The organism is Eubacterium sp. Marseille-QA0814 (genome assembly GCF_965119675.1).
Lineage (GTDB): Bacteria > Bacillota > Clostridia > Lachnospirales > Lachnospiraceae > Eubacterium_G.
The window spans coordinates 435,429-460,844 of the sequence record NZ_CBCPMG010000001.1 but is presented as its reverse complement, the minus strand read 5'-3'; the positions used below and the strand labels follow the sequence as shown (position 1 = coordinate 460,844).

Below are 25,416 nucleotides of genomic sequence, written 5' to 3'. Positions count from 1 at the left end.
ATTTGCATTTTTCTTTTTTTATTTACAATGAATTCCCTTGGAATTCATTGTAAATAAAAAAGAACGAGATTTTTGTGCATCAAAAATAATGCACAAAAAGTCTCGTTCAACTAAATCTTGTTAGTTCTCTGGCCTCCGGTTCAATTATGAACGTACTGACGAAAACCAGAACATGTAAAACATGCAACTACTCCCCTTTTGTTGTAAAGGTCTATAATTTTCTGTTATTATATCACACTGCAATCGAAAATCCTAGTACAATTTCTAATAAAAATTCCAGACCTAAAATTTTCAGAGGCAAATTTCATAAATTACATGCCCATTCCCATACCAGGGTTAGCTGGCATAGCAGGAACATCTTCTTTTATGTTTGCAACAACGGATTCTGTTGTAAGTAATGTACTTGCCACACTTGTTGCGTTCTGTAAAGCGCTTCTTGTAACCTTAGCAGGATCAAGGATTCCGGCGTCAACCATCTTAACGTATTTTCCGTTAAGTGCATCAAAACCTGTTCCCGGTTCTGATTCTCTTACTTTATTTACAATAACTGAACCTTCAAGTCCTGCATTCTTTGAAATTGTAAATAATGGTGCTTCAAGAGCCTTAAGAATAATTGAAGCTCCTGTCTTTTCATCACCTTCAAGTGAATCAACTAATTCTGCAACTTTCTTTGAAGCATGGATATAAGCAGATCCGCCACCTGCAATAATTCCTTCTTCTACAGCTGCTCTTGTTGCGTTTAAAGCATCTTCCATTCTTAACTTGTTTTCCTGCATTTCTGGTTCTGTAGCAGCACCTACTCTTATTACTGCAACACCACCGGCTAATTTTGCAAGTCTTTCCTGTAATTTTTCTTTATCGAAATCTGATGTTGTTTCTTCAAGCTGAGCCTTAATCTGACCAACTCTTCCTTCGATTTCTTCTGATGCTCCAAGGCCATCAACAATAATTGTATTTTCTTTTGTTACCTTAACAGATTTTGCTCTACCTAAATCTTCAATCTTAGTTTCTGCAAGAGATAAACCAAGTTCATCTGAAATAACCTGACCACCTGTTAAAATAGCAATATCTTTTAACATTTCCTTACGTCTGTCACCATATCCAGGTGCCTTAACAGCTACTACATTAAATGTACCACGTAACTTGTTTACGATAAGTGTTGTAAGAGCTTCACCTTCAACATCTTCAGCAATAATTAAAAGTTTTGCACCAGACTGTACAATCTGTTCAAGTACAGGAAGGATTTCCTGAATGTTAGAAATCTTCTTATCTGTAATTAAAATATATGGATCTTCTAATGTTGCTTCCATCTTTTCCATATCTGTTGCCATGTAAGCTGAAATATATCCTCTGTCAAACTGCATACCTTCAACTAAATCAAGTTCAGTTTTCATTGTCTTTGACTCTTCAATTGTAATAACACCGTCGTTTGAAACTTTTTCCATTGCATCTGCAACCATGTTACCAACTTCTTCGTCACCTGCTGAAATTGCAGCAACCTTTGCAATCTGTTCTTTTCCTGTTACAACACTGCTCATGTCAGCGATTGCTTCAACTGCACAATTTGTAGCTTTCTTCATTCCTTTTCTAAGAATAATTGGGTTAGCACCTGCAGCTAAATTCTTCATACCTGCGTTAATCATTGCCTGTGCTAAAACTGTAGCTGTTGTTGTACCATCACCTGCAACGTCATTTGTCTTTGTTGCAACTTCTTTTACAATCTGTGCTCCCATGTTTTCAAAAGCATCTTCTAATTCAACTTCTTTTGCAATTGTTACACCATCGTTTGTAATAAGTGGTGCCCCAAATGATTTATCTAAAACTACGTTTCTTCCTTTTGGTCCAAGTGTTACCTTTACTGTATCTGCTAACTGGTTTACACCTGCTTCAAGAGCCTTTCTTGCTTCTGCTCCATATTTAATTTCCTTTGCCATAATAAATGCCTCCTATAAAAATTATTCAACTATTGCAAGTATGTCTGACTGTTTTACAATAATGTATTCTTCATCATCTAATTTAACTTCATTGCCTGCATATTTTGAAAAGATAACAACATCCCCAACTTTAACATGCATTGTTACTTCTTTTCCATCAACTAATCCACCGGGACCAACTGCAACAACTTCTGCCTGCTGTGGTTTTTCCTGTGTCTGACTTGTTAAAATAATTCCTGACTTTGTTTTTTCTTCAGGAGTAGACTGTTTTAATACTACTCTGTCTGCTAATGGTACTAATTTCATTTTGTTACCTCCATATGTTATACTCATAGGTTCTAGACCTGCTTTTTTATGTTTTGTTAGCACTCTTTAATTATGAGTGCTAATCACTAATACATATATTATCACTTTTCTTATTAAATGCAACCCAAATAATAAAAAATTAACAAAACTGTTACATTTTTATTTTCCTACCTTGTTATCTCTGCCAAAACAGAATAAATATTGTTGGGCATAGCCACCGTACTCTCCGTATTTTTCTCTGGCAAATTCAGCAATCCTTTCCTTAGATGTATCTTCACCATTGAAATAAACTGACTCCATAATTCTTTTTATCCATACATCAATTGGAAAAGCATCTCTGTAGCCAAGTGAGAAAAGCATTACACAATTGGCGACCTTTTCACCAACACCTTTAATTTCTATTAGTTTTTTTCGTGCCTGCTCTTCATTTAAATTCTTAAAAGTTTTCTCACATAAATAGCCACTACTAATCTTTTCCACTGCATCAGCCAAATATGGTGCCCTGAAACCTGTTTTCATTTCTCTAAAGCTTTCTTCCGTTATTGTTCCAAGAACCTTTGGTGATGGGAATGAATAATATTTTTCATTGTTTATGGTACCCAGATAATTTCCATATTTTTCGCTAATTCTTTTTACAAGCTGTTTAATATGGGGAATTTGTTTATTTTGGGAAATAATAAAAGATATAAGCATTTCATGAAACTGTTGATTTAAAATTCTAACGCCATATTTTTCCTTTATTGCAGGTTCCAGTTTTTTGTCATTTTGCAATAAAAAATTTTTGATTTTTCCATAATCACGTTTCAAATCAAAATAATCAATCCAAATATTTTCGACTTCTTCTATAGAATTATTGAAGAAAATCAAATTATCATCTTCCTGTTTTACATGTATTAATTTCTCATAGGCAACAACTACATATTCATTATCATTTTGCTTATAAAATCTAAAACACTGACCACATTCTAAAGTCTGTTCCAAATTAAAATCATTTATTCCCTCTATAATTGTATTATTTTTTTGCTGGTATATTCTCATTTTTTTCTCCTAATGTATTTCATAATAACACTAGCCTAACATTTTTAATTATCAGATTCAATAGAATCATTTACCAATTAATATATCATGAAAAAAAGCTTATACTAAATATATATTCTTACTTTATTTTGTGGCAGTTTCGTATTATAATTAAAGAAAATTTGTAACGACTAATACAAATATATTTAGAATAATAATTGGAGGTTTAGATATGGGATTTTTAAAAAAATTATTTGGAACAGCAGCAGTTACCGGAGCCGCTGTTGGTGGTGCATTATATGTGAAGAAACGCAAGGAAGAAAAAGATATTGACGAAGATATTTTTGAAGATTTTGACGATTCAAAAGCATTTGATGTTGTAACTGATGACAACGGAGATTCTACTAAGGTTGTAATTACAATTAACAAACGAAAAGTTAAGAATTTTGCTGATAGTGCAGCAGATAAGATTATTGACACTTCTGAAAAGATTAAGGATACCGTATCTGAAAAGCTTGGAGAAGACAATGTTAATATTATTAAAGATAAAGCTAGTCAGGTAAAGGAAAAAGCTTACGAAGCTGCTGACATTGCAAGTGAAAAGGCAAAAGATTTTCGCGAAATGGCTGTAAACAAAGTTGGCGAAGATAAAATCGATGCTACAAAAGAAAAGATTAGCAATGCTGCAACTAAAGTAACAGATACAATTAACAATACAATCGACAAGATGACTTCTACTTCTTCATCACATATCAACGATATTGATGATAATCTTTTTGATGAAGACGATTTGGAAGATGCCTTTACTGATCAGGATGTAACAGAAGACGATTTCGTTACTGAAGATGATGTTACAGTTGACTCAAAAGAACAGGGTGACTTATATGAAGAAGATTCTGATGGCGATGATTTAGATGATGATTTGCTTACAGATGAATTAAATGATCTATAAAACATAATTAGAAAATTTGTTTTTAGATTCACCTGCTTTTTCTTTTTATTTTTGATACTTTTTAAGGTTTCAGACTTTTATATAAAGTTTGGAACCTTTCTTATTACACAAAAAAGAAGTCTTTATTGATATACGATTTTTGCTTTCCAAATATCTATCTTAATAAAAACTTCTTTTTAATTTATATTCTTTTTATATTAATCTTAATACCAATTCCATTCTATTTCTTTGGCAACTTAAATGAGCTCTTAAGTGATACGATTCTGTTAAATACAGGATGCTCAGCTGTATAGTCTTTTAAATCTGCACAGAAATATCCCTGTCTTACAAACTGGAATTTATCTTCAGGCTTAACATCTGCAATGTTTGGTTCAACATAACAATCTGTTAATACTGTCTTTGAGTTAGGATTTAAGTTAAGAGTTCCATCTTCATTTAACTTACCTTTTTCTTCATCAACAATGTTTTCATAAAGACGTACTTCTGACTTAACACCATGACGTGCTGAAACCCAATGGATAGTTCCTTTTACTTTTCTACCTGTAAATCCACTGCCACTTCTTGTTTCAGGATCGTAAGTTACATGTATTTCTGTTACCTTACCGTTCTCATCCTTCTTGTAGTCCACACATTTAACAAAGTAAGCATTCATTAATCTTACTTCATTACCAGGGAATAATCTAAAATATTTCTTAGGTGGCTCTTCCATAAAGTCATCGCGGTCAATATAGATTTCCTTACAGAATGGTACTTTTCTTGTTCCAAGTTCAGGACATTCAACATTATTTACAACGTCAAACCATTCAACCTGATCTTCAGGATAGTTGTCAATTATAACTTTAATTGGATCTAAAACAGCCATTAATCTTGGTTTCTTAGCTTTTAAATCTTCTCTGATGCAGTATTCTAACATTGCATAGTCAACTGAGCTGTTACTCTTTGAAATACCACATAATTCAACAAACATCTTAATTGATTCAGGTGTAAAACCTCTTCTACGCAAAGCTGCAATAGAAACAAGTCTTGGATCATCCCAACCGTCAACAATTCCATCTTCAACTAACTGTTTAATATATCTCTTACCTGTTACAACATTTGTAACATATAACTTAGCAAACTCAATCTGTCTAGGTGGATTTGGATACTCTAATTCTCTTACTACCCAGTCATATAATGGTCTATGGTCTTCGAATTCTAATGTACAAATTGAATGAGTAACCCCTTCGATTGCATCTTCAATTGGATGAGCAAAATCGTACATAGGATAAATGCACCATTTATCTCCTGTGTTATGGTGTGTCATGTGAGCAACTCTATAAATAATAGGATCTCTCATATTAATATTAGGGCTTGCCATGTCAATTTTGGCTCTTAATACTTTTTCACCATCTTTATATACACCGTTCTTCATGTTTTCAAAGAGTTCAAGATTCTCTTCAACAGTTCTGTCTCTGTAAGGGCTGTCCTTACCAGGTTCTGTTAAAGTACCTCTGTATTCTCTAATTTCTTCAGGTGACAAATCACAAACATAAGCCTTGCCTTTTTTTATAAGCTTAACTGCAGCTTCATACATTTGTTCAAAATAATTTGACGCAAAAAATAGTCTGTCTTCCCAATCTGCACCTAACCACTTTATATCTTTTAATATTGATTCAACAAACTCTTCCTTCTCTTTTGTAGGGTTTGTGTCATCAAATCTCATATTAAACTTTCCGTTATATTCTTTTGCTAATCCGTAATTTAATAATATTGATTTAGCATGTCCTATATGAAGATATCCATTTGGTTCAGGTGGAAATCTTGTCTGAACATGGTCGAATCTTCCTTCTTCTAAATCTTTGTCAATAATCATTTCAATGAAGTTTCTTGACTCAACTTTTTCATTATTTTCTGTATTAATGTGTTCCTTATCCATTTTTGCCTCCAGTATTATTACTTCATCATATCCATTTAATAAAATATGTAATTAATTAGAATATAATTGTTTTTAACCCATAATGTAGAAAATTATACACTAAATACAATATGTTTTCAAGAATAAATGGGCTGTACATAATAAAAAGTTTATCTTCACCTTGTTCACTAATTTAACCGAAATTTGAGAAAATAATCGCTCAACAGTTAATTATGTATTCAATGTAAAAATAAACTTTTTATAATTATATATTTAGTGTTCTATCTTGCAACAAATACTTCTACGTATCTAACGCCCCACTGTAATGCAGCTGAATGTGAGCTGAAGAACATATCAATATGATTCCCTCTTACTCCACCACCTACATCTTCAACAGTGTAAGTATGACCGTTAATAACTACCTTTGTTCCCATTGGTAACTTTGATGTATCAGCGGCAATTGTTCTGCCTGCTGTTGCTCTCTTACCTGATGCAGTAACACCATTGCTCTTACCGCAACATGATGAACATGGGCAATAACCTGTAATTTTAAAAGTACCTAAACTTCTTAATTTTGTTTTCTTCTTTGTTACTTTTTTCTTTGCTTTAAGCTTCTTAGCCTTCTTAGCTTTTAATCTCTTAGCCTTAGCTCTCTTTGCTTTAAGTTTTTTAGCCTTTTTAGCTTTCTTCGCCTGTGCTTTAGTTGCTGTCTGTTTGCTAACACCTGTATTTGGTGAAATAATAACCTTTTCTGTTTCCTGTGTATTTAAAAATAGTTTTGTTTCCTGTGTGTTTAAGAAATTTGCAGAAAGTTTTGAGTTTTCATTTAATTCTTTAACAACTTTCCCCTCTTCGTTCTGTGTAATTACTTCAGTATGGTTATTTGCCTGCTTATCACTTTTATTACCTGTTAATGTCTGTGCCTGTATTGCTACAATTGCCAAACTAAATATTATAAGTGCTGTACAAGTAACAACTTTTACTCTGTTCATAATATAACTCCTTTTCTGCGCAATTTGATTACGCAAGGAGTATATTACAGCATTTGTTACAGTTTGTCAATAAAATATTACATTTTTGTTACAAACTCATTTCTCTTTTTAACTTTTTTGACGTTTTTTGTACTGTATTTATTACATTTTGTAAATATGGATTTTATAATATATTTTCTAAAATTCTCTGAATAATTGTCTCATAACCACATACAACAACCGTATTTTCATTAATTATTACAAAAGCTGTTTTTCTAAAGTTAAGACCTACTCCCAATTCCATACCAGCTGACATTTCTGCCCTTCTGACAATTTTATCTATTTCCCTTTTATTGTCCTTTTTTAACTTGCTTTTTTCGAATTCAATCATAGGAAAACCACCTCGGTAACCTACAAGTTTCAAATCCTTTAGTTCAAATTCTTTCTTCCACTGTTCAATCTTCTCATCCATAATTTATCTCCATTATCAATTTCTTTGCTTTATAATACAACATTTTTATATTTTTTTCACTTTATTTTTTAATCTGCATAGTTTATACCATGGAGGTGAATATGAAACCTATTGCTATTTTATCCGGTGACAAACGTCAAAAGTATATTTTAAAATACCTTAAAACTCATGGCTATAACGCCTATTTAAAAAGTACAATGGATTTTAATAACGATGATATACTTGTATGTTCTACTCCTTTTTGCAAAAACAAAAAATTCATTAACTGTGACTTTTACTCCAGCTTTCCACTAAGAACATTTTTATCACTTTTAAAACCAAACCAAATTGTTTTTGGTGGAAATATTCCTACAGCCTGTAAAAAAATAACAAATATCAAATTCGTAGACACACTTCAATTAGATGATATAGTTTGGAAAAATGCTATTTTAACGGCTGAAGGACTAATAATGCATATCATAAAAAATACTGATTTTGCCATTGAAAATTCCGAAATTCTTATTCTAGGTTACGGTAACTGTGGTACAAATATTGGCAAAAAATTAAATGCCTTAGGCGGCAAAGTCACCTTTTATGACCATACGGAAATTCACTTAATTGGTGCTAGGGCTAATGGTTTTAAAACTGTACAATTAGAGGATTTTGATACACATCTAAATAAATTTGACATAATAATAAATACAGTTCCACAGCCTATACTTTCAGATAAACATTACTCTTTACTTTCAAAAAACACCGTTCTTTTCGATGTTTCTTCTCAGCCTTTTGGGTTCAATAAAGATTTAGCATGTAAAAATCATTTATCTTTAATTACATGCCCTGGCATACCAGGTGCAACATCACCAAAGAATGCCGGGGAATTAATTGCAAAAAGCATTATTTCATATTTAGAAAGGACTGAGATAAATGAGTCATAACTTTGTTGGTAAAAACATTGGTATAGGTATTACCGGTTCTTACTGCACTTACAAAAAAGTTTTTGAAGAATTACGTAGACTTGCAGACACTAAAGCCAATATTTTTACAATTTTTTCTGACAACGCTTCGACTACCGACACCCGCTTTGGGAAGTCAAAAGATTTCCTAAAACTTGCAAAGGAAATCAGCAAAAAAGAACCAATTACAACCATCCCCGCTGCCGAACCAATTGGGCCAAAATCAATGCTTGACATACTTGTAATTGCCCCTTGTACCGGTAACACATTATCAAAACTTGCAAACGGTATTAGCGATACACCGGTTTTAATGGCAGCTAAAGCACATCTTAGAAACAACAGACCTTTAGTTATTTTCTTAAGTACTAACGATGCTCTTGGTATGAATTTGAAAAACATAGGAATATTATTAAATACGAAAAATATTTATTTTGTGCCTTTTGGCCAGGATGATTATATACAGAAACCAAATTCAATGATTGCCCATGTGGACTTAATTGAAGACACAATTGAAAAGGCATTAATTGGACGCCAAATCCAGCCTGTTATCAAAAGTCCACATGTTACTATTTTATAAAAAGGGAGAATTATATGTGCGGTATTGCTGGTTTTTATCAAATAAAGCATAATGTTTTTAAAGACTATTCTTACAAGCTTCTCACAGGTAAGCTAAAAAACATGAGGGACTCTATCAAACATAGAGGTCCTAATGATGATGAAATATTTATGGAAGGTTTTTGCGGTTTGGCTCATACCCGTTTATCCATTCGTGATATTAAAGGTGGTGCCCAGCCTATGACAAGAAAATATAACGGAAAACGTGCAACCATAGCTTATAACGGAGAAATCTATAACACTGATCAATTAAAAAATAAACTGGCTGCTTATGACATTGACTTAAGAACAACTAGCGATACCGAAATAATTCTTTACTGCTATCTTGTATTTGGACCAAAGATTTTCAAAGAATTAAACGGGATTTTCGCCTTTGCTATATATGAAAACAATAAACTAACCATTGTAAGAGATCATGTTGGTGTTAAGCCATTGTTCTATTATTTTGACGGTTCTCAGTTTGTTTTTTCATCAGAAATAAAAGGGATTTTCGCCTACGGTATCACACCCCGTTTAAATAAAAGCAGTTGGTGTGAGATTATCGGTTTAGGTCCGGCTCATACTCCGGGCAATGGAGTTTTTGAAAATATTCATGAGGTATTATCAGGACATTATTTAACCATAAAATTAACACCAGATAAAAAGATTATTCTTGAAGATTATTGTTACTGGAAGCTTAGAAGCAAAATCCATAAGGATGACTACAATGCCACTGTTATGCATACAAACTTTTTAATAGAAGACAGTATAAAAAATCAAATGGTTTCTGATATACCTATTTGTACTTTTTTGTCAGGTGGCTTGGACTCCAGCTTAGTTTCTTCTATTGTAAATAAACATCTTGGTGAAAAAAGCCTTGCTACTTACTCCTTTGATTTTGTAGACAACAACATTAATTTCAAGGCTAATTCTTTTCAAACAACAAGAGACAGACCTTATGTGGATATTATGAAGGACTATCTTCACAGTAAACACCACTATTTAGAATGCAATAATAAGAATCAGATAGAATGTCTTTTTAAAGCAGTTGATGCCAGAGATATGCCTTGTATGGCTGATGTGGAATCTTCCATGTTATATTTTTGTAATCTTGTTTCCAGAGAATGTAAAGTTACCTTAACCGGTGAATGTGCTGACGAAATATTTGGTGGCTATCCCTGGTTTCACCGTAAAGAAATGCTTGAGCAAAATTCTTTCCCATGGTCATACGATTTGTCTGCACGAACTTTTTTATTTAAAGATGATTTTATAAATGAGCTTAACATTGATGAATATGTGGCAACCGCCTACCAAAATTCAGTAAATGAATGTGAATTTTTAGAAGAAGAAAACGAAACAGAAACTTTAAGACGAAAGGTAACCTGGCTTAATATTAAATGGTTTATGATGACACTTCTTAACCGAATGGACAGATGTAGCATGTATTCAGGTCTTGAGGCAAGAGTTCCTTTTGCTGACTACCGAATACTTGAATATGTATTCAATGTTCCATGGGAATATAAATGTTACAAAAATCAGCCTAAAAGTCTGTTAGTAGAATGTGGAAAAAAATATCTACCTAACGAAATTCTTTATAGGAAAAAAACACCTTACCCTAAAACCTATGATCCTAATTACGAAAAACTCTTAGGTCAAATGGTAATGGAGGAGTTTGATTCTAATTCAGCTCTTCGTGATATTATTGACAAAGAAAAGCTTTCTTCTTTCATTAAAAGTCCAAAGGACTACGGCAAGCCTTGGTACGGTCAGTTAATGGCAGGTCCACAGATGCTTGCTTACGTTCTACAAATTGGCTACTGGTTACGAAAATATAGTATACAGCCGTAATGCATGTTGCCGCGTAACTATTTTTATTTCGTGGGAGCGTACGTTCCTAGTTGAACTTTTTAATAAGAAATTCTAAAGTCTTTTCTTATTAAAATATAAAGAGATAAATCAATCCAAAATCGGTGATTTATCTCTTTTGTCCAACTTTACTTAATCAATATTAATGTCTTTCAGCAAATAATTGTCTAACTTTGATTCTTTATTAATGCTCTCAGAAATCTTCTTATTTACCAAATCTACTTCTTCCTTAAAATTCATAGCTGACATTCTAAGGGCGCCATGCCCCATAATAATTAACTGTTCTAAGGCATCAGATGTTGCAACTGTAACCCTGTATTTATTAGCCATTTTATGGGTAGTTTTCGCAATATACATATCTGCAGTTTCAGCAGCTTTTGTAAAGATAACATAAACATTATTATGTTTATAAACTGTTTCCTTGTGTCTGTTCACATTATATGCGTCAAATACAACAATAACCGTATTCTCCTTATAGCCCTGATAGTTTGACATAATATCAAGGAGTCTGTCTCTGGCACCATCTATGTTTTTCGAGGCAATATTTTTCAGTTCATCCCATGCAAAAATAATATTATAGCCGTCAACCAAAACACATTCAGGCAAATTATTATTTTCCTTGCCCTTATATTTTTTTGTAGGTTTATTGTATGTTTTAACTTTGGTTTCTGAATATTTTTTACGTTTAATCGGCCCAAAAGTTTTCTCGAAAATAGCCTCTAATTCCTTATCAGTTGCATATGAATCTGACTTTTTCCTGTGTGTAACATTTACTTTGACGTTATCTTCTACCTGATTGCTTTCATCTAAAACGTCATTTAAGTTAATTGAAGATTTTACGTGCATGTAATTTTCAACTTCATTCCAAGGCACATTAAAACCTGCACCATGGGCACAAAAGACTGAACCTGTAGGATTTGACAAGTCACTTTCGCTATCATAGCCTATGTTTTCAATTACTTCATCTGCATTATGACATGGTGCATAGCCTTTAAATTTCAATGTTAAAGAACCTAAACCATGAGTATATTCATTTACATCATTTATATAGTTCCACATTGTAGATACCGGCCCATAACCTGTAAGAATACACTTATCTCCCTTGGTTTCAGGGGGATTTACGTTGCCTTCCATATTGCTAATATCAGTCATGGCTTTACCTACATTCTCCTGTGGAACTGTTAAAACAAAATCATAATATGGTTCTAACAAAACTGATTTTGCCTTCTTTAAGCCCTGTCTCACAGCCCTGTAAGTTGCCTGTCTGAAATCGCCACCTTCTGTGTGTTTTAAATGAGCTTTTCCACCTATTAAAGTAATGGAAATATCTGCTATTGGTGAACCTGTTAAAACACCTCTATGATTCTTTTCCTGTAAATGTGTAAGAATTAATCTTTGCCAGTTTTTGCTTAATAAATTTTCACTTACGGCTGTGTTAAAGGTTAAACCACTACCTGGAAGTCCCGGCTCTAATAGAAGATGTACTTCTGCATAATGCTTAAGTGGTTCAAAATGACCAATTCCCTCTACAGCTTCCATAATTGTTTCTTTATACAAAATACTGCCGGCACCAAATTCTATGTCTAAGTTGAAACGCTCTTTTACTATATTTTTCAGAACCTCTATTTGAATTGCTCCCATTACATTAGCTGTTAATTCCTGTTTTTCTTCATTCCAAGTGATTTTTAAAGTTGGCTCTTCTTCCTCAATTTCCTTAAGCTGTTTATAAACCTGATTAATGTTTATTCCACTTGGCACTATTATTTTATAAGCCAATACCGGTATAAGACTTGGTTCAATAAACTCATGTTCAAAGCCTAATCCCTCTCCCTGATATGTTTCATTAAGACCTGTAACGGCAACAATATCACCCGGTAAAGCCTCTCCTATTGCGTCATATTTTTCTCCTGAGTAAACACGAATTTCATTTACTTTTTCACTCCACTCTTTTGCACCGTTTTGCCCTGTCAAAAGATCCTTTACCTTTAAACTACCACCTGTTATCTTCATGTGGGTAAGTCTGTTATTATTGTTGTCTTTGGTTATTTTATAAATTTTTGCCCCAAAGCTTTCATTATATATAGGCTCATAAGTGTAACTATATAAGCCTTCCATCAACTGCTCTATACCGTCAAGTTGCAGGGTCGAGCCAAAATAGCATGGAAACAACTCTCTGTTACAAACAAGCTCAGATATAGTAGTGTCTGTAAATTCCACTCCATTCATGTAATCTTCCAGCAAATCTTCATTGCACATTGCTATGTCTTCGTATGTTCCCACACCTACTGGAAATCTTACAATTTCATCTCCAAATTTATCTTTTAACTCGTGCAAAAGAAAATCTCCACTTACATTTGGCATGTCCATCTTGTTTACAAAAATAAAAGTAGGCACTTGATACTTGTCCAATAATTTCCATAAGGTTTCAGTATGTCCCTGAACACCCTCACTTCCACTAACAACTAAAACTGCATAATCAAGAACAGATAAAGTTCTCTCCATTTCCGCTGAAAAGTCCACATGCCCCGGTGTATCAAGGAGAACCAGTCTCATGTCTTTGTATTCCATAACTGCCTGCTTAGAAAAAATAGTAATTCCTCTGTCACGTTCCATTTGAAATGTATCAAGATACGCGTCCTTATGGTCTACTCTTCCAAGCTTGCGGATTTTTCCTGTTGTATATAAAAGTGCCTCCGACAATGTTGTTTTTCCACCATCTACGTGAGCCACAATTCCAATTGTAATTTTTTTCATGTATTAATTCCTCGTTTTATTTTTCATATAATTATTTGTGCTATTTTTCTATATGATTCTTATTTACTTTTTTATATTTCAGTATTTTCTGATATTTTCCTATAACATTTTAGCATAAAAACTTTGTTTTTTGCATATTTTTACTTTGTTTAGTTTTGTATTGACTTAATTTATTTAACAAATTTCCCTATAGAAACTTTGAATGTAAAATTTATGATGGTATATTGAAAACTAAAAAATATAAGGGGGAGATAATTTGACAATTTACATTATTTTTGTAGCCATAATTCTATTTCTATGTATTTTAGCAGATAAATTTTCAGGGCGTTTTGGCTTACCGGCACTTATTCTTTTTATGGGAATAGGAATGTTGTTTGGTTGCGACGGGTTATTTAAAATTCAGTTTTCTAATTACACTATAGCTGAAGAAATTTATACAGTGGCTCTTAGTTTTATAATGTTTTACGGTGGTTTTAACACTAAATGGTCCACTGCAAAAGCAATGGCTTCTAAAGCAATTTTCCTTTCAACCTTTGCCTGTTTAAGAGGTGCAGCTTCCATTGTATTCTCAATAATGATAAAACGTGCCGGGGATACTATTGTTCCAAATGGAGATACTGTAATCTGTGTACAGGATAGCGTTATACTAAGTGTGCCATCCTACGAACTAACAAAAGCCGATTCATACTTTGGTGTATGTCATCGGCTTTTGTTATCTAGATTATACAATTATTTGGTGTATCTTATTATGTAATTATTTTGTGTATCCAATAATGTCTACACCTTTATCATATTTAAAATTTTCTAATTTAGTATTGTTAGTTACATCAATTGAATTTAATTTATTGTTATTACAATATAAAGTTGTTAATTCCTTGCAATTTGAAACATTAATATTGGTTAGCTGATTGTTGTAACAATAAACCTCTGTTAATTTGCTATTATTACTCAAATCTAAATTAGTTAATTGATTGTCATTTATAACAAGCATTGCCATCTCTCCATTCTTTGACAAATCAATTTGATTTAACTGATTATTGTAGCAGAATAACTTGGTCAATTTTTCGTTGTTTGTAACATCTAAAACTGTTAAATTATTATTTCCTAAATCGATGTATTCTAGCTGCTTATTATTTGAAATATCCAATGCCAACAATTTATTATTGTTACAATACAAACGAGTTAATTTCACAAGATTACTTATGTTAAGCGTTGTAATCTGGTTATTATAACAATAAAACTCTGTTAAATTCTCACTGTCAGCAATATCAAGATTTTCTATTTTGTTATCACCACAACTTAATTTTGATAAGTTCTTGTTTCCTGAAATTTTCAAATCTGTAATTTCATTATTCGAACAGGATAACTCTTTTAATTTCTCATTGTTTGAAACATCTAATTTTTCTAATTTGTTAGAATCACAATATAGTTCTTCTAAACTTGCATTTCCCGAAACCTTAATATCAGTCAACAAATTATTGTTACAATTAACATCTTTAAGGGAATCCAAACCTGATAAATCTAATGTGCCCTTTAACTCTTTGTCTGTCCAATCTATACCAACCAGATTGCCACTTTCATCCCATGTGTAATCACTATCACCCATATTGTTGCTAATGTCTACACCACTTGATTTGATATTCTCAATTATATCCTTTAAAGCTTTTTTATCTTTTTCATTAAGCTTAGATTCGTCAATTGTAGGCTGTTCCGGTTTTGTTGTAACTTCCGGAGTTGTTGTTTCTTCCGTTTTCGTTGTAGGTTCAACTGTAGTCTCAGACTCTGCTGGCTTAATAACAGGCTTCTTGATATTAGATTTTTTGTTTCTCTTTTTCTTTACTTTAATTTTGCACTTATAAGCTTTCTTACCAACTTTAGCGGTAATTGTTGCTTTTCCTGCCTTAATTCCTTTTACTTTACCTTTTTTACTTACCTTTGCTACTTTCTTGTTTGATGTTGACCACTTAACCTTTTTCTTATTATTTTTCACTTTCAATTTATTTGTTTTGCCAACATAAATTGTTGCCTTTGTCTTACTAATTTTTGCTTTTTTTGCTGCAAAAACACTGTCAGGTGTAACAGAAAATGCCAAAACAATCACCAAAACAATAGCACATAGTTTCTTTAGCTTAGCCATTTTACTTCCCTCCGTTTTTTATTAATAGCATAATGCCTTGTTTATTATGATAGCAAATTGCTATTATAGGTGTAAAGTGTCGTTTTTATAGAGGTTTCAAAATTTTATAGGGGTTCTTACATTGGGATATGAATTACAAATTGTAAAAAAGAAATCTGTATAATTTAACAAATATTAAAGTATACTCAAAAAGCATCTAACAATAGCTAGATGCTTTTACTTTTCTGCAACATCTGTCTTAAATCATCAAATGTTTCAGCTATTGATGTTGTTCTTTTATTATTTACGTCATTCTCGGCTTCTGCAAGAATTTCCAAAAGTTCAATTCTCGATTTCATTCTTTTATATTCTTCATAGAAAAAAATAATATTATCACCTTGTTCATTTAACATTGTCAGATTATATATTAATTTTCATTAATATCAATTATAATCTTGTTACACTCTCCACACATATATGCTTCAACATATGTTTTTGTTAGTAAACTGGTAAGTTTTACACTTTTCACACTACGATTTTCTGATTTCCATTTCAAAGGATATCTGTCTTGATTTATTTCACCTTTCTACATTTTCGAATTGCAATACGGACATTTCATTTTTTACACTCCTTGTATTTAAATAGTATCTAGTTTCATCTTTTAAAATTAATAAACATTGTACAAATTTAATTAATTTTTAAATCCTAAAATATTTATTAGTAATTATAACATCATTTTACCACTTATAAAAAATAACAAAAATTTACCAAACTCTATGATTGGGCATATCATATAGAAAATATTTTTATTATTAATATCTAAATAAGTAGTATCTAAAATAAAAAGAGCCAGCTTGTGCTGACTCTAATATTTAAAATTTATTTTGAATCTCATATATTGAATTAATGTCCGTTAACAGAACCAGTATATCCTGTTATAGCAACATTACTATCACACCATAAGGAAATTAACTTTTTATTACTTGTAAGATTTAAAGTAGTAAACTTATTTCTAGCACAAGATAAAGACCATAATAAAGTATTCTTTGATACATCTAGCTTTGTTAACTGTAAATTATCTACATTTAATGTCTCCAATAATACATTTTTAGATACATCTAAAGTAGATATAGTATTATAAGGATAATAAATAGTATCAAAACGCCCCCAATTTCCTACCCCAAGTCTTTTTAACTTTGTGAGATTAGACACATCTAAACTTGTTAGTTCATTTAGCCCCACATTTAAAACTTCTAAAGATATATTTTTAGATAAATCAACGCTTTTTAAATTATTTCCATCTAAATTTAACTTTGTTAAACTTGTATTTCTTGAAACATCAATACTTTTTAACTTGTTTCCTCCTGCGTCTAAAGAAACTAAATTTATATTATTTAAAACATCTATTGACTCTAACTTATTAGTAGAACAATCTAATTCCTCTAATTTATTATTCTTAGATACATCCAAAGATGATAACTTATTATCAGAACAATCTAATCTTCGTAATTTACTATTCTTAGATATATCTAAATTTGTTATATTAGAATAACTACAATCTAACTCCTCTAAATTAATATTATGAGTTACGTCAATTCCTTTTCTTAAACTTATACAATCATAAAGTGTAAGAAACTTTAAATTTTTATTACTTGATACATCAATATCATTTAACTTTTCACAAGCAACTAAGTATAACTTCTCTAAATTCTTATTGTTTGAAACATCAAGACTTTCTATCTTTGCACTTTCACTAGCAACAATACTTAAAGACTTTAATTTAAGATTATTTTTTACAATTAGACCTGTTATTCTATCACCACTAATAATACTTAAATCTTCTAAGTGATTTAAACCTGTTAAATCTATATTTCCCCAAACTCGTATATCTAATCCTGTTAAATAGCCAGCTTTATCAAAGGTACTATTTGCTAAGTCATCTTCAATAAAAGTATTACCCCTACTCTTTTGCTCTTTAATTATTCTCTTAATAACTACTGCGTCACTACTATTTAATTTTAATTTTCCTACAGTCACTTTCTTACTAGGCTTAACTACCTTCTTCTTTACAGTAATCTTGCATTTATATTTTTTCTTTCCAATCTTAGCTGTGATTGTTGCCTTACCAACTTTCTTTCCTTTTACTTTACCCTTCTTGCTTACTATGGCTACCTTCTTATTTGAAGTAGACCATTTAACTTTCTTCCTATTATTGTTCACTTTTAACTGAACTGACTTGCCTACATATACTGTAGCCTTTGTCTTATTCAATTTTACTTTCTTTGCTGCGAAAACACTTTCTGGTGTTACAGAAAACGCCATTATTAACACCATAACAATAGCACATAGTTTCTTAAACTTACCCATAATTTTTCTCCTCCTCTTTCTTATCATGTGTTTACCACTGTTTAACATTTTAACAAATAAATCGACCTTATACAATGTTTTTATTGTAGAGCAAAGAATACGTGTTGCCGCGCAACTATTTTCTTCTCGCACAAGTGTGCCCCAGTGGAACGTTTTTTATTAAATAAAAAGAGACACCCGAAGATGCCTCTTTTTACATAAGGAAAATCCTTAAATTATGATTTAATTTAACTAAAACTTACCTTCATCAGCAGCCTGCTGTACGCTAACTGCAACAGCAACTGTCATACCAACCATAGGGTTGTTTCCGGCACCGATTAAGCCCATCATTTCTACGTGAGCTGGTACTGATGATGAACCTGCGAACTGTGCATCTGAGTGCATACGTCCTAATGTATCTGTCATACCGTATGAAGCAGGACCTGCAGCCATGTTATCTGGATGAAGTGTACGTCCTGTACCACCACCTGATGCTACTGAGAAGTACTTCTTACCTTGTTCGATACATTCTTTCTTGTATGTACCTGCAACTGGATGCTGGAATCTTGTAGGGTTAGTTGAGTTACCTGTAATAGATACACCAACGTTTTCGTGATGCATGATTGCAACACCTTCCTGAACATCATCAGCACCGTAGCACTTAACTGTTGCACGAAGACCATCTGAGTAAGCCTTTTCGTATACGATGTTTAATTTTGCTTCTTTATAATCATACTTTGTTTCAACATATGTGAAACCGTTGATTCTTGAAATAATCTGAGCTGCATCTTTTCCAAGACCGTTTAAGATAACTCTTAAAGGTTTCTTACGAACCTTGTTAGCCTTTTCAGCGATACCAATAGCACCTTCAGCAGCAGCGAATGATTCGTGTCCTGCAAGGAAAGCGAAACATTCTGTTTCTTCTTCAAGTAACATCTTTCCAAGGTTACCATGTCCTAAACCTACTTTTCTGTGGTCAGCAACTGAACCTGGAATACAGAAAGCCTGAAGACCTTCACCAATTGCAGCAGCAGCATCAGCAGCTCTTCTACAACCTTTCTTAATAGCAATTGCAGCACCTACAGTGTAAGCCCAGCATGCATTTTCAAAACAAATTGGCTGAATTCCCTTAATCATGTCATATACGTTAAGTCCAGCGTCCTTTGTGATTTTTTCAGCTTCTTCAATTGAAGCAATACCATAACTATTTAAAACAGAATTAATCTGATCAATTCTTCTTTCATATGATTCAAATAATGCCATTATTATTACCTCCTATTCCTTTCTTGGGTCGATAATCTTAACAGCGTCATCAACACGACCATACTGACCTTTTGCCTTTTCCCAAGCTGTTGTAGGATCATCACCTTTTTTGATAAAGTCTGTCATCTTTCCTAAGTTAACAAACTGGTAACCAATAACTTCATTATCAGCATCAAGAGCAATACCTGTTACATAGCCTTCAGCCATTTCAAGATATCTAACACCTTTTGCCTTTGTAGCATACATTGTACCAACCTGTGAACGAAGACCTTTTCCTAAATCTTCAAGTCCGGCACCAACTACAAGACCATCATCTGAGAAAGCACTCTGTGTTCTACCATATACAATCTGTAAGAATAATTCTCTCATAGCTGTATTGATAGCATCACAAACTAAGTCAGTATTTAAAGCTTCAAGAATTGTCTTTCCCTGAAGAATTTCAGCTGCCATAGCTGCTGAATGTGTCATACCTGAACATCCAATTGTTTCGACTAATGCTTCTTCAATGATACCTTCTTTAACATTTAATGTAAGCTTACAAGCACCCTGCTGTGGAGCACACCAGCCAACACCATGTGTAAAACCTGAAATATCTTTGATTTCTTTTGAGTGAACCCATTTTCCTTCTTCTGGAATTGGAGCAGGTTCATGCTTTGCACCCTTAGCTACTGGGCACATCATTTCAACTTCTTTTGAATAAATCATTTGAATAAATACTCCTTTCGAAATATAAACTATGGAATATTTCCATGTTATTGCAGCTGTAATATTAGAATTACTTCTGCTTGCCCTGTGGGTTGATAGTATTACCCACACTTGTTTTTATTCTCTCATAAAATGACAAAATAGTCCATACTTTAATTTAAATTTAACAAAAAAAATACAAGAACTACGAACTGCCGACAATTTAACCAACAGTCCATAGTTTTTGTAAAAATTATATTTTATTATTTTTTAATTTTAACTTTCTTTGCTGAAGAATATGCACCATACACTTTTGTCTTTCCATTCATTGAGAATGCTCTGATTTCCATGTAATTCCTTTGTTTGCTGTATTAGAAGGATTTAATTTTCAGTTATTTTGACGAAAATCGTAATGTGAATTTAAAAATTCACCCTTCTATATTAAACTCACAATTAATTATACAAAAAAAAATAGAAGCATTCTGATATATTTATCTCATACCAAAATACTTCTATCTTTCATATTTCTCTTAAAATGATTTTCTAAGAATCTATATTATTTTGCTTCAATATATCCTTTTGCAACTAAAAGCTCTGCTGATAAAACAGCTCCACCTGCAGCGCCTCTAAGAGTATTATGTGATAAGCCTACAAACTTGTAGTCATATACTGTATCTTCTCTTAAACGTCCTACAGATACGCCCATACCGTTTTCAAAATTAACATCTAATGAAACCTGTGGTCTGTTATCTTCTTCTAAGTACTGAATAAACTGCTTTGGAGCACTTGGAAGTTCTAATTTCTGTGGTTCTCCACTGAAGTTTTCTAATGCTTCAATAAGCTGTTCCTTAGTAGGTTTCTTAGCGAACTTAACAAATACAGCTGCTGTATGTCCATCTAAAACAGGTACTCTGATACACTGTGTTGTAATAACAGGTGATGTAGCCTTAACGATTTCACCGTTTTCAACTTTACCCCAAAGTCTAAGTGGTTCCTGTTCTGACTTTTCTTCTTCACCACCAATGAAAGGAATAATATTTCCTACCATCTCAGGCCAATCTTTAAATGTCTTACCTGCACCTGAAATTGCCTGGTATGTTGTTGCAACAACTTCTGTTGGTTCAAATTCTTTCCAAGCTGTAAGTACAGGAGCATAACTCTGAATTGAGCAGTTAGGTTTAACTGCAACAAAACCTTTCTTAGTTCCAAGTCTCTTCTTCTGTGACTCAATTACTTCATAATGTTCTGGGTTAATTTCAGGAACAACCATAGGAACATCAGGTGTCCATCTATGTGCACTGTTATTTGAAACAACTGGTGTTTCAGTTTTTGCGTAATCTTCTTCTATTTTCTTAATTTCTTCTTTTGTCATGTCAACTGCACTGAAAACAAAATCAACAGTTTCAGCAACTGCTTCAACTTCATTTACATTGTGTACAATCATTTTCTTAACTTTTTCAGGCATTGGAACAGTCATCTTCCATCTGTCACCAACTGCTTCTTCATAAGTCTTTCCAGCAGAACGTGGACTAGCTGCTAATGTAACAACTTCGAACCATGGATGGTTATCTAATAAAGTAATAAATCTCTGTCCTACCATACCTGTTGCACCAAGTACGCCTACTTTTAACTTTTTGTCTAATTTAATCATTTTTCTATCCTCTCTATATAATTAAAATAAATTGTTAACAAATTAATTACCGGTCTGTGCTGAAATGGTAGTCTCTACAACAGTAACCGTTTCAGTGGCTGACTCTTTCGCCTTGTTCTGCTTTATGTTTTCTTCTCTTTCAATTTGTATCTGTTTAGTGTATGCATCTCTGCTTTGTACCCATGTATCGGACATATTCATGATACACACCTGAGCCATAAAATAACAAAACATCCATACAATTATCATACCTGACAAAGAAGAACTAAATGTATGTTTCTTAAAAAGAGGTAACTTCTCTCTATATTTAAAGTCTGATAAAAAAATCAACGGACTAAAAAATAAAATTGCAAAGAACAGATATTTTTCAATCATTAATATATAATCTATTGTTTCAAACTTATAATGAAGTAATTCTCCTACAATAGATGCGCCAATAAAATAAGCCATGGCAGCATAATACAAAAGTGCCGGAATCATTTTATACGCCTTTGCAGACCTTAATCCGAATATTTTTACACCATCTTTCATGAAGTTTCTCCTTTTCAAAGCTTCTGGCGCGACTCGAACGCGTGACCCATTGCTTACGAGGCAATTGCTCTACCAACTGAGCTACAGAAGCATATTGATAACAAATCAATAAATGCATCATTCAACTATATTCCTATTAATATAGTTGATTCACACCAAAACTGTCATTAATTATAATCTAAAATAAACATTATTGCAATTAGCAATTACTTACTATTATTCATTGAACATATAAATTTACTTTGTTATAATACACATTATGATAAGTTTAAAAATAAATGATATAAATAATTTTATGCAAAAACTATTAATTGGCAATGCTTTTGACAGTTTTTTACTTTGCGAAGGCGAGGTTGATACATCTAATACTTTTACAATTAACGGGCGTATTAATCAAAAGTTTTACAATGCCGATGAGCTGGAAGCAATTCCTGATGAATTTGTATATTGGAGGGACGTTAAGCACATATTTTTCGAAATGATAAAAGGACACAAGGTTCCCAGCAAAATGAAACTTGTTTTTGCATTCTCCAAAACTAAATATTCAGATATTTTAACGAAATCCCAGATGGCTATATCTGAAAGTGAAATTGGTGGTCTTTACATACATGTTATGTTTGAAGACAACTCCCTACATATTATAACAGGAACTTCAATTAACACTTTCACCATGGACAAAACCCTTGATAAATATTGGGATAAGACTATCAGCAACTTCCTTAGCGAACATTTTAACTGTGATTTGCTGTAAGTTTTAATGATTTTTTATTAAAATATGAACAAATAGTAAATTTTTAGCACTCTTCTCTGTAGAGTGCTAATTTTTTATTGACTTTTGTTTTTTGTGCGTTAAAATTAGTTATGTTGATAAAAAATCAATGTATAAATATAAAATTTAATTTTCTACAGTAGTTTTATTATTTTAAGACTACTTATTTTAAAATATTTAAAGGAGTGATTTTGTTATGGCAAAAAACGGAAGTTTATCAATTAACAGCGAAAATATTTTTCCAATTATAAAGAAATGGTTATATTCAGACCACGATATTTTCTTTAGAGAATTGGTTTCTAATGGATGTGATGCTATCACTAAATTAAAGAAGTTAGACATGATTGGCGAAGCTAACGTCCCTAGCGATGAAGAATTCAAAATACAGGTATTAGCAAACCCTGAACTTAAAACTCTTACATTCATTGATAATGGTCTAGGTATGACCGAAGATGAAGTTGACGAATACATTAATCAGATTGCTTTTTCAGGTGCTGAAGCATTTTTAGAGCAGTACAAAGATAAAACATCTGAAGACCAGATTATCGGTCATTTTGGTTTAGGTTTCTACTCTGCCTTTATGGTTGCTGACAGAGTAACAATTAACACTTTATCATACAAAGATGGTGCTAAGGCTGTTCTTTGGGATTGTGAAGACGGCATGGACTTTACAATGTCTGATTCAGACAAAACTACAAGGGGTACAGAAATTACTCTTTATTTAAATGAAGACAGCGTTGAGTTCTGTAACTTATATCGAGCTGAAGAAGTTTTAAATAAATACTGCTCATTTATGCCTATAGAAATTTTCTTATCAGATCCAACTAAGGAACCTGAATACGAAACTATTTTAGAGGAAGAAGTTACAGACAAAGATACTGTTGTTGAACATATTGTAGAACCTGCAAAAACTGAAGAAAAAGAAAACGAAGACGGCACAAAGGAAACTGTTGAAGTTGAGCCTGAAAAGAAAAAAGCCAAAGTATTAAAACGTCCTGTAAGCATTAGTGACACTACTCCTCTTTGGACTAAGCATCCTAATGAATGTTCAGATGAAGAATACAAAGCTTTTTATCATAAAGTATTTATGGACTACAAGGAACCTTTATTCTGGATTCATTTAAATATGGATTATCCATTTAACTTAAAAGGTATTCTTTACTTCCCTAAAATTAATACAGAATACGAATCAATCGAAGGAACAATTAAATTATATAACAATCAGGTATTTATTGCCGATAACATCAAGGAAGTTATACCTGAATTCCTTATGTTATTAAAGGGTGTTATTGATTGTCCTGATTTACCTTTAAATGTATCACGTTCTGCTCTTCAGAATGATGGTTTTGTTAAAAAGATTTCTGATTACATTACTAAAAAGGTTGCTGATAAATTATCAGGCATGTGTAAGACAGATAAAGAAAACTACGAGAAATATTGGGATGATATTAGCCCATTCATCAAGTTTGGTTGCTTAAAAGACGAAAAGTTCTGCGATAAAATGTCAGACTATGTTCTCTTTAAGAATTTAGACAATAAATATCTTACATTTAAAGAAGCTTTAGAAGAAAATAAGGAAAAACACGAAAACACTATTTTCTACACAAATGATCCTGTACAGCAAAGCCAGTATGTAAATATGTTTAAGGATCATGGTATTGATGCTGTTATTTTAAAAGACAACATCGACCAGCCTTTCATTTCACAGCTTGAAGCCAAAAATGAAGGTGTTAAGTTTAAACGTATTGATGATGAACTTAATGATTCTTTCACAGAAGAATTAAGCGAAGATGAGTCAAAAGATTTAACAGACAAGCTTACTGATGCATTCAAGAAAGCACTTGGACGTGATGTTACTATTAAGGTTCAGAAATTAAAAGACGAAAATATTTCTTCAATGATTACTGTTTCTGAAGAAACACGTCGTATGCAGGATATGATGAAAATGTATGGTATGGCAGGTATGGATCCTTCAATGTTTGGCGGTGCCGGAGAAACATTAACTCTTAACGCTAACAACGATTTAGTTAAATACATTGTTGCAAATCCTGAAGGTGAGAACACTGAACTTATTTGCAAGCAGCTTTATGATTTAGCTTTAATCAGTCATACTCCATTAAATCCTGACAGCATGACAGCATTTATTGAACGTAGTAATAAAATTCTTAAAATTTTAACTAAATAATTTGAGTCAGGTAATTTAGGGCGAATATTATGGGCTGAATAAAATTTATACCGAATAGTTTAAGTCGAATAATTTTAGCTAAAAAAAATTTATATATTAATTTATACAACAAAAAATCCATTACTTTCATTTGTTAAGTAATGGATTTTTTATTATGTCTATACTATTAAATCTTT

The 25,416-nt window shown here is 32.3% G+C and carries 22 protein-coding genes and 1 tRNA gene; 7 read left to right on the top strand and 16 right to left on the bottom strand.

The genetic code is table 11. From position 1 onward, the window contains the following. Window positions 1-311 precede the first annotated feature (311 nt). The 3 genes from groL to ACQY63_RS02110 all read right to left on the bottom strand — a co-directional run bounded on the left by groL (window position 312) and on the right by ACQY63_RS02110 (window position 3,278). The gene (gene groL / locus ACQY63_RS02120; RefSeq protein ID WP_022165644.1) at window positions 312-1,934 is read right to left on the bottom strand and encodes a chaperonin GroEL; all 1,623 of its coding nucleotides are present in this window, start codon (window positions 1,932-1,934) and stop codon (window positions 312-314) included. A gap of 21 nt (window positions 1,935-1,955) precedes the next feature. Further along, window positions 1,956-2,240 (bottom strand): co-chaperone GroES, encoded by a 285-nt coding sequence (locus ACQY63_RS02115; RefSeq protein ID WP_117998998.1) that lies wholly within the window; start codon window positions 2,238-2,240, stop codon window positions 1,956-1,958. 159 nt (window positions 2,241-2,399) lie between these two features. After that, window positions 2,400-3,278, bottom strand: a complete 879-nt coding sequence (locus tag ACQY63_RS02110) for a DNA-3-methyladenine glycosylase family protein (RefSeq protein ID WP_412334868.1) — start codon at window positions 3,276-3,278, stop codon at window positions 2,400-2,402. 211 nt (window positions 3,279-3,489) lie between these two features. Here ACQY63_RS02110 and ACQY63_RS02105 point away from each other — a divergent pair, with 211 nt between their 5' ends. Further along, window positions 3,490-4,209: a hypothetical protein gene (locus ACQY63_RS02105; protein ID WP_022165642.1), complete on the top strand. Its 720-nt coding sequence runs from the start codon at window positions 3,490-3,492 to the stop codon at window positions 4,207-4,209. Between the two features lie 220 nt (window positions 4,210-4,429). Here ACQY63_RS02105 and ACQY63_RS02100 read toward each other — a convergent pair whose 3' ends face one another. From ACQY63_RS02100 to ACQY63_RS02090, 3 genes are all read right to left on the bottom strand, one after another. Then, entirely contained in the window at window positions 4,430-6,124 is a 1,695-nt protein-coding gene (locus ACQY63_RS02100; protein WP_290989398.1) for a glutamine--tRNA ligase/YqeY domain fusion protein, read from the bottom strand. A gap of 260 nt (window positions 6,125-6,384) precedes the next feature. Then, window positions 6,385-7,095, bottom strand: a complete 711-nt coding sequence (locus ACQY63_RS02095; RefSeq protein ID WP_022165640.1) for a 3D domain-containing protein — start codon at window positions 7,093-7,095, stop codon at window positions 6,385-6,387. 163 nt (window positions 7,096-7,258) lie between these two features. After that, window positions 7,259-7,546, bottom strand: a complete 288-nt coding sequence (locus tag ACQY63_RS02090; protein WP_302690234.1) for a hypothetical protein — start codon at window positions 7,544-7,546, stop codon at window positions 7,259-7,261. A 101-nt stretch (window positions 7,547-7,647) separates the two neighbouring features. Between ACQY63_RS02090 and ACQY63_RS02085 the strand changes: the two genes are divergently transcribed. From ACQY63_RS02085 to asnB, 3 genes are read left to right on the top strand one after another with little or no spacing between them, the layout of a single operon-like run. After that, the gene (locus tag ACQY63_RS02085) at window positions 7,648-8,463 is read left to right on the top strand and encodes a dipicolinate synthase subunit DpsA (RefSeq protein ID WP_022165639.1); all 816 of its coding nucleotides are present in this window, start codon (window positions 7,648-7,650) and stop codon (window positions 8,461-8,463) included. Continuing rightward, window positions 8,453-9,058 (top strand): dipicolinate synthase subunit B, encoded by a 606-nt coding sequence (locus ACQY63_RS02080; RefSeq protein ID WP_022165638.1) that lies wholly within the window; start codon window positions 8,453-8,455, stop codon window positions 9,056-9,058. The genes ACQY63_RS02085 and ACQY63_RS02080 overlap by 11 nt, the downstream gene beginning before the upstream one ends. A gap of 14 nt (window positions 9,059-9,072) precedes the next feature. Further along, window positions 9,073-10,923, top strand: a complete 1,851-nt coding sequence (gene asnB, locus ACQY63_RS02075; RefSeq protein WP_428244636.1) for an asparagine synthase (glutamine-hydrolyzing) — start codon at window positions 9,073-9,075, stop codon at window positions 10,921-10,923. A 150-nt stretch (window positions 10,924-11,073) separates the two neighbouring features. Here the strand turns inward: asnB and ACQY63_RS02070 are convergent, their stop codons facing one another. Continuing rightward, window positions 11,074-13,695: a translation factor GTPase family protein gene (locus ACQY63_RS02070; RefSeq protein WP_022165636.1), complete on the bottom strand. Its 2,622-nt coding sequence runs from the start codon at window positions 13,693-13,695 to the stop codon at window positions 11,074-11,076. Between the two features lie 256 nt (window positions 13,696-13,951). Here ACQY63_RS02070 and ACQY63_RS02065 point away from each other — a divergent pair, with 256 nt between their 5' ends. Continuing rightward, entirely contained in the window at window positions 13,952-14,449 is a 498-nt protein-coding gene (locus tag ACQY63_RS02065) for a cation:proton antiporter (protein ID WP_022165635.1), read from the top strand. Here the strand turns inward: ACQY63_RS02065 and ACQY63_RS02060 are convergent, their stop codons facing one another. The 9 genes from ACQY63_RS02060 to ACQY63_RS02020 all read right to left on the bottom strand — a co-directional run bounded on the left by ACQY63_RS02060 (window position 14,450) and on the right by ACQY63_RS02020 (window position 22,377). Beyond that, the gene (locus ACQY63_RS02060; RefSeq protein WP_022165634.1) at window positions 14,450-15,832 is read right to left on the bottom strand and encodes a leucine-rich repeat domain-containing protein; all 1,383 of its coding nucleotides are present in this window, start codon (window positions 15,830-15,832) and stop codon (window positions 14,450-14,452) included. Between the two features lie 206 nt (window positions 15,833-16,038). Then, on the bottom strand, window positions 16,039-16,170 hold the full coding sequence (locus ACQY63_RS02055) for a hypothetical protein (RefSeq protein WP_428244635.1): 132 nt from the start codon (window positions 16,168-16,170) through the stop codon (window positions 16,039-16,041). 68 nt (window positions 16,171-16,238) lie between these two features. Beyond that, window positions 16,239-16,388, bottom strand: a complete 150-nt coding sequence (locus ACQY63_RS02050; RefSeq protein WP_428245271.1) for a PF20097 family protein — start codon at window positions 16,386-16,388, stop codon at window positions 16,239-16,241. A gap of 326 nt (window positions 16,389-16,714) precedes the next feature. Next, on the bottom strand, window positions 16,715-18,178 hold the full coding sequence (locus ACQY63_RS02045; RefSeq protein WP_428244634.1) for a leucine-rich repeat domain-containing protein: 1,464 nt from the start codon (window positions 18,176-18,178) through the stop codon (window positions 16,715-16,717). A 231-nt stretch (window positions 18,179-18,409) separates the two neighbouring features. Continuing rightward, on the bottom strand, window positions 18,410-19,420 hold the full coding sequence (locus tag ACQY63_RS02040; RefSeq protein WP_117999010.1) for a GGGtGRT protein: 1,011 nt from the start codon (window positions 19,418-19,420) through the stop codon (window positions 18,410-18,412). Window positions 19,421-19,432: 12 nt separating this feature from the next. Then, the gene (locus tag ACQY63_RS02035) at window positions 19,433-20,125 is read right to left on the bottom strand and encodes an iron-sulfur cluster assembly scaffold protein (protein WP_022165710.1); all 693 of its coding nucleotides are present in this window, start codon (window positions 20,123-20,125) and stop codon (window positions 19,433-19,435) included. 535 nt (window positions 20,126-20,660) lie between these two features. Then, window positions 20,661-21,755 carry an aspartate-semialdehyde dehydrogenase gene (asd, locus tag ACQY63_RS02030; RefSeq protein ID WP_022165709.1) on the bottom strand — a complete coding sequence of 365 codons (1,095 nt, stop codon included), beginning with the start codon at window positions 21,753-21,755 and terminating at the stop codon, window positions 20,661-20,663. A gap of 42 nt (window positions 21,756-21,797) precedes the next feature. Further along, a complete protein-coding gene (locus ACQY63_RS02025) occupies window positions 21,798-22,286 on the bottom strand; it encodes a hypothetical protein (RefSeq protein ID WP_302690361.1) in 489 nt (162 codons plus the stop codon). 18 nt (window positions 22,287-22,304) lie between these two features. Then, window positions 22,305-22,377, bottom strand: a tRNA-Thr gene (locus ACQY63_RS02020). Window positions 22,378-22,581: 204 nt separating this feature from the next. Between ACQY63_RS02020 and ACQY63_RS02015 the strand changes: the two genes are divergently transcribed. Then, entirely contained in the window at window positions 22,582-23,037 is a 456-nt protein-coding gene (locus ACQY63_RS02015; protein ID WP_302690360.1) for a DUF5721 family protein, read from the top strand. Between the two features lie 214 nt (window positions 23,038-23,251). Then, a complete protein-coding gene (gene htpG, locus ACQY63_RS02010) occupies window positions 23,252-25,240 on the top strand; it encodes a molecular chaperone HtpG (RefSeq protein ID WP_428244633.1) in 1,989 nt (662 codons plus the stop codon). Window positions 25,241-25,416: the final 176 nt, after the last annotated feature.

Excerpts from the sequence above, each read along its gene's own strand:
- groL (WP_022165644.1), bottom strand. The coding sequence starts at position 1,934 with ATGGCAAAGGAAATTAAATATGGAGCAGAAGCAAGAAAGGCTCTTGAA.
- ACQY63_RS02100 (WP_290989398.1), bottom strand. The coding sequence starts at position 6,124 with ATGGATAAGGAACACATTAATACAGAAAATAATGAAAAAGTTGAGTCA.
- ACQY63_RS02115 (WP_117998998.1), bottom strand. The coding sequence starts at position 2,240 with ATGAAATTAGTACCATTAGCAGACAGAGTAGTATTAAAACAGTCTACT.
- ACQY63_RS02015 (WP_302690360.1), top strand. The coding sequence starts at position 22,582 with ATGCAAAAACTATTAATTGGCAATGCTTTTGACAGTTTTTTACTTTGC.
- ACQY63_RS02045 (WP_428244634.1), bottom strand. The coding sequence starts at position 18,178 with ATGGGTAAGTTTAAGAAACTATGTGCTATTGTTATGGTGTTAATAATG.
- ACQY63_RS02060 (WP_022165634.1), bottom strand. The coding sequence starts at position 15,832 with ATGGCTAAGCTAAAGAAACTATGTGCTATTGTTTTGGTGATTGTTTTG.
- ACQY63_RS02055 (WP_428244635.1), bottom strand. The coding sequence starts at position 16,170 with ATGAAATCGAGAATTGAACTTTTGGAAATTCTTGCAGAAGCCGAGAAT.
- ACQY63_RS02105 (WP_022165642.1), top strand. The coding sequence starts at position 3,490 with ATGGGATTTTTAAAAAAATTATTTGGAACAGCAGCAGTTACCGGAGCC.
- asnB (WP_428244636.1), top strand. The coding sequence starts at position 9,073 with ATGTGCGGTATTGCTGGTTTTTATCAAATAAAGCATAATGTTTTTAAA.
- ACQY63_RS02080 (WP_022165638.1), top strand. The coding sequence starts at position 8,453 with ATGAGTCATAACTTTGTTGGTAAAAACATTGGTATAGGTATTACCGGT.
- ACQY63_RS02090 (WP_302690234.1), bottom strand. The coding sequence starts at position 7,546 with ATGGATGAGAAGATTGAACAGTGGAAGAAAGAATTTGAACTAAAGGAT.
- htpG (WP_428244633.1), top strand. The coding sequence starts at position 23,252 with ATGGCAAAAAACGGAAGTTTATCAATTAACAGCGAAAATATTTTTCCA.
- ACQY63_RS02040 (WP_117999010.1), bottom strand. The coding sequence starts at position 19,420 with ATGGCATTATTTGAATCATATGAAAGAAGAATTGATCAGATTAATTCT.
- ACQY63_RS02070 (WP_022165636.1), bottom strand. The coding sequence starts at position 13,695 with ATGAAAAAAATTACAATTGGAATTGTGGCTCACGTAGATGGTGGAAAA.
- ACQY63_RS02095 (WP_022165640.1), bottom strand. The coding sequence starts at position 7,095 with ATGAACAGAGTAAAAGTTGTTACTTGTACAGCACTTATAATATTTAGT.
- asd (WP_022165709.1), bottom strand. The coding sequence starts at position 21,755 with ATGATTAAATTAGACAAAAAGTTAAAAGTAGGCGTACTTGGTGCAACA.
- ACQY63_RS02110 (WP_412334868.1), bottom strand. The coding sequence starts at position 3,278 with ATGAGAATATACCAGCAAAAAAATAATACAATTATAGAGGGAATAAAT.
- ACQY63_RS02035 (WP_022165710.1), bottom strand. The coding sequence starts at position 20,125 with ATGATTTATTCAAAAGAAGTTGAAATGATGTGCCCAGTAGCTAAGGGT.
- ACQY63_RS02085 (WP_022165639.1), top strand. The coding sequence starts at position 7,648 with ATGAAACCTATTGCTATTTTATCCGGTGACAAACGTCAAAAGTATATT.
- ACQY63_RS02025 (WP_302690361.1), bottom strand. The coding sequence starts at position 22,286 with ATGAAAGATGGTGTAAAAATATTCGGATTAAGGTCTGCAAAGGCGTAT.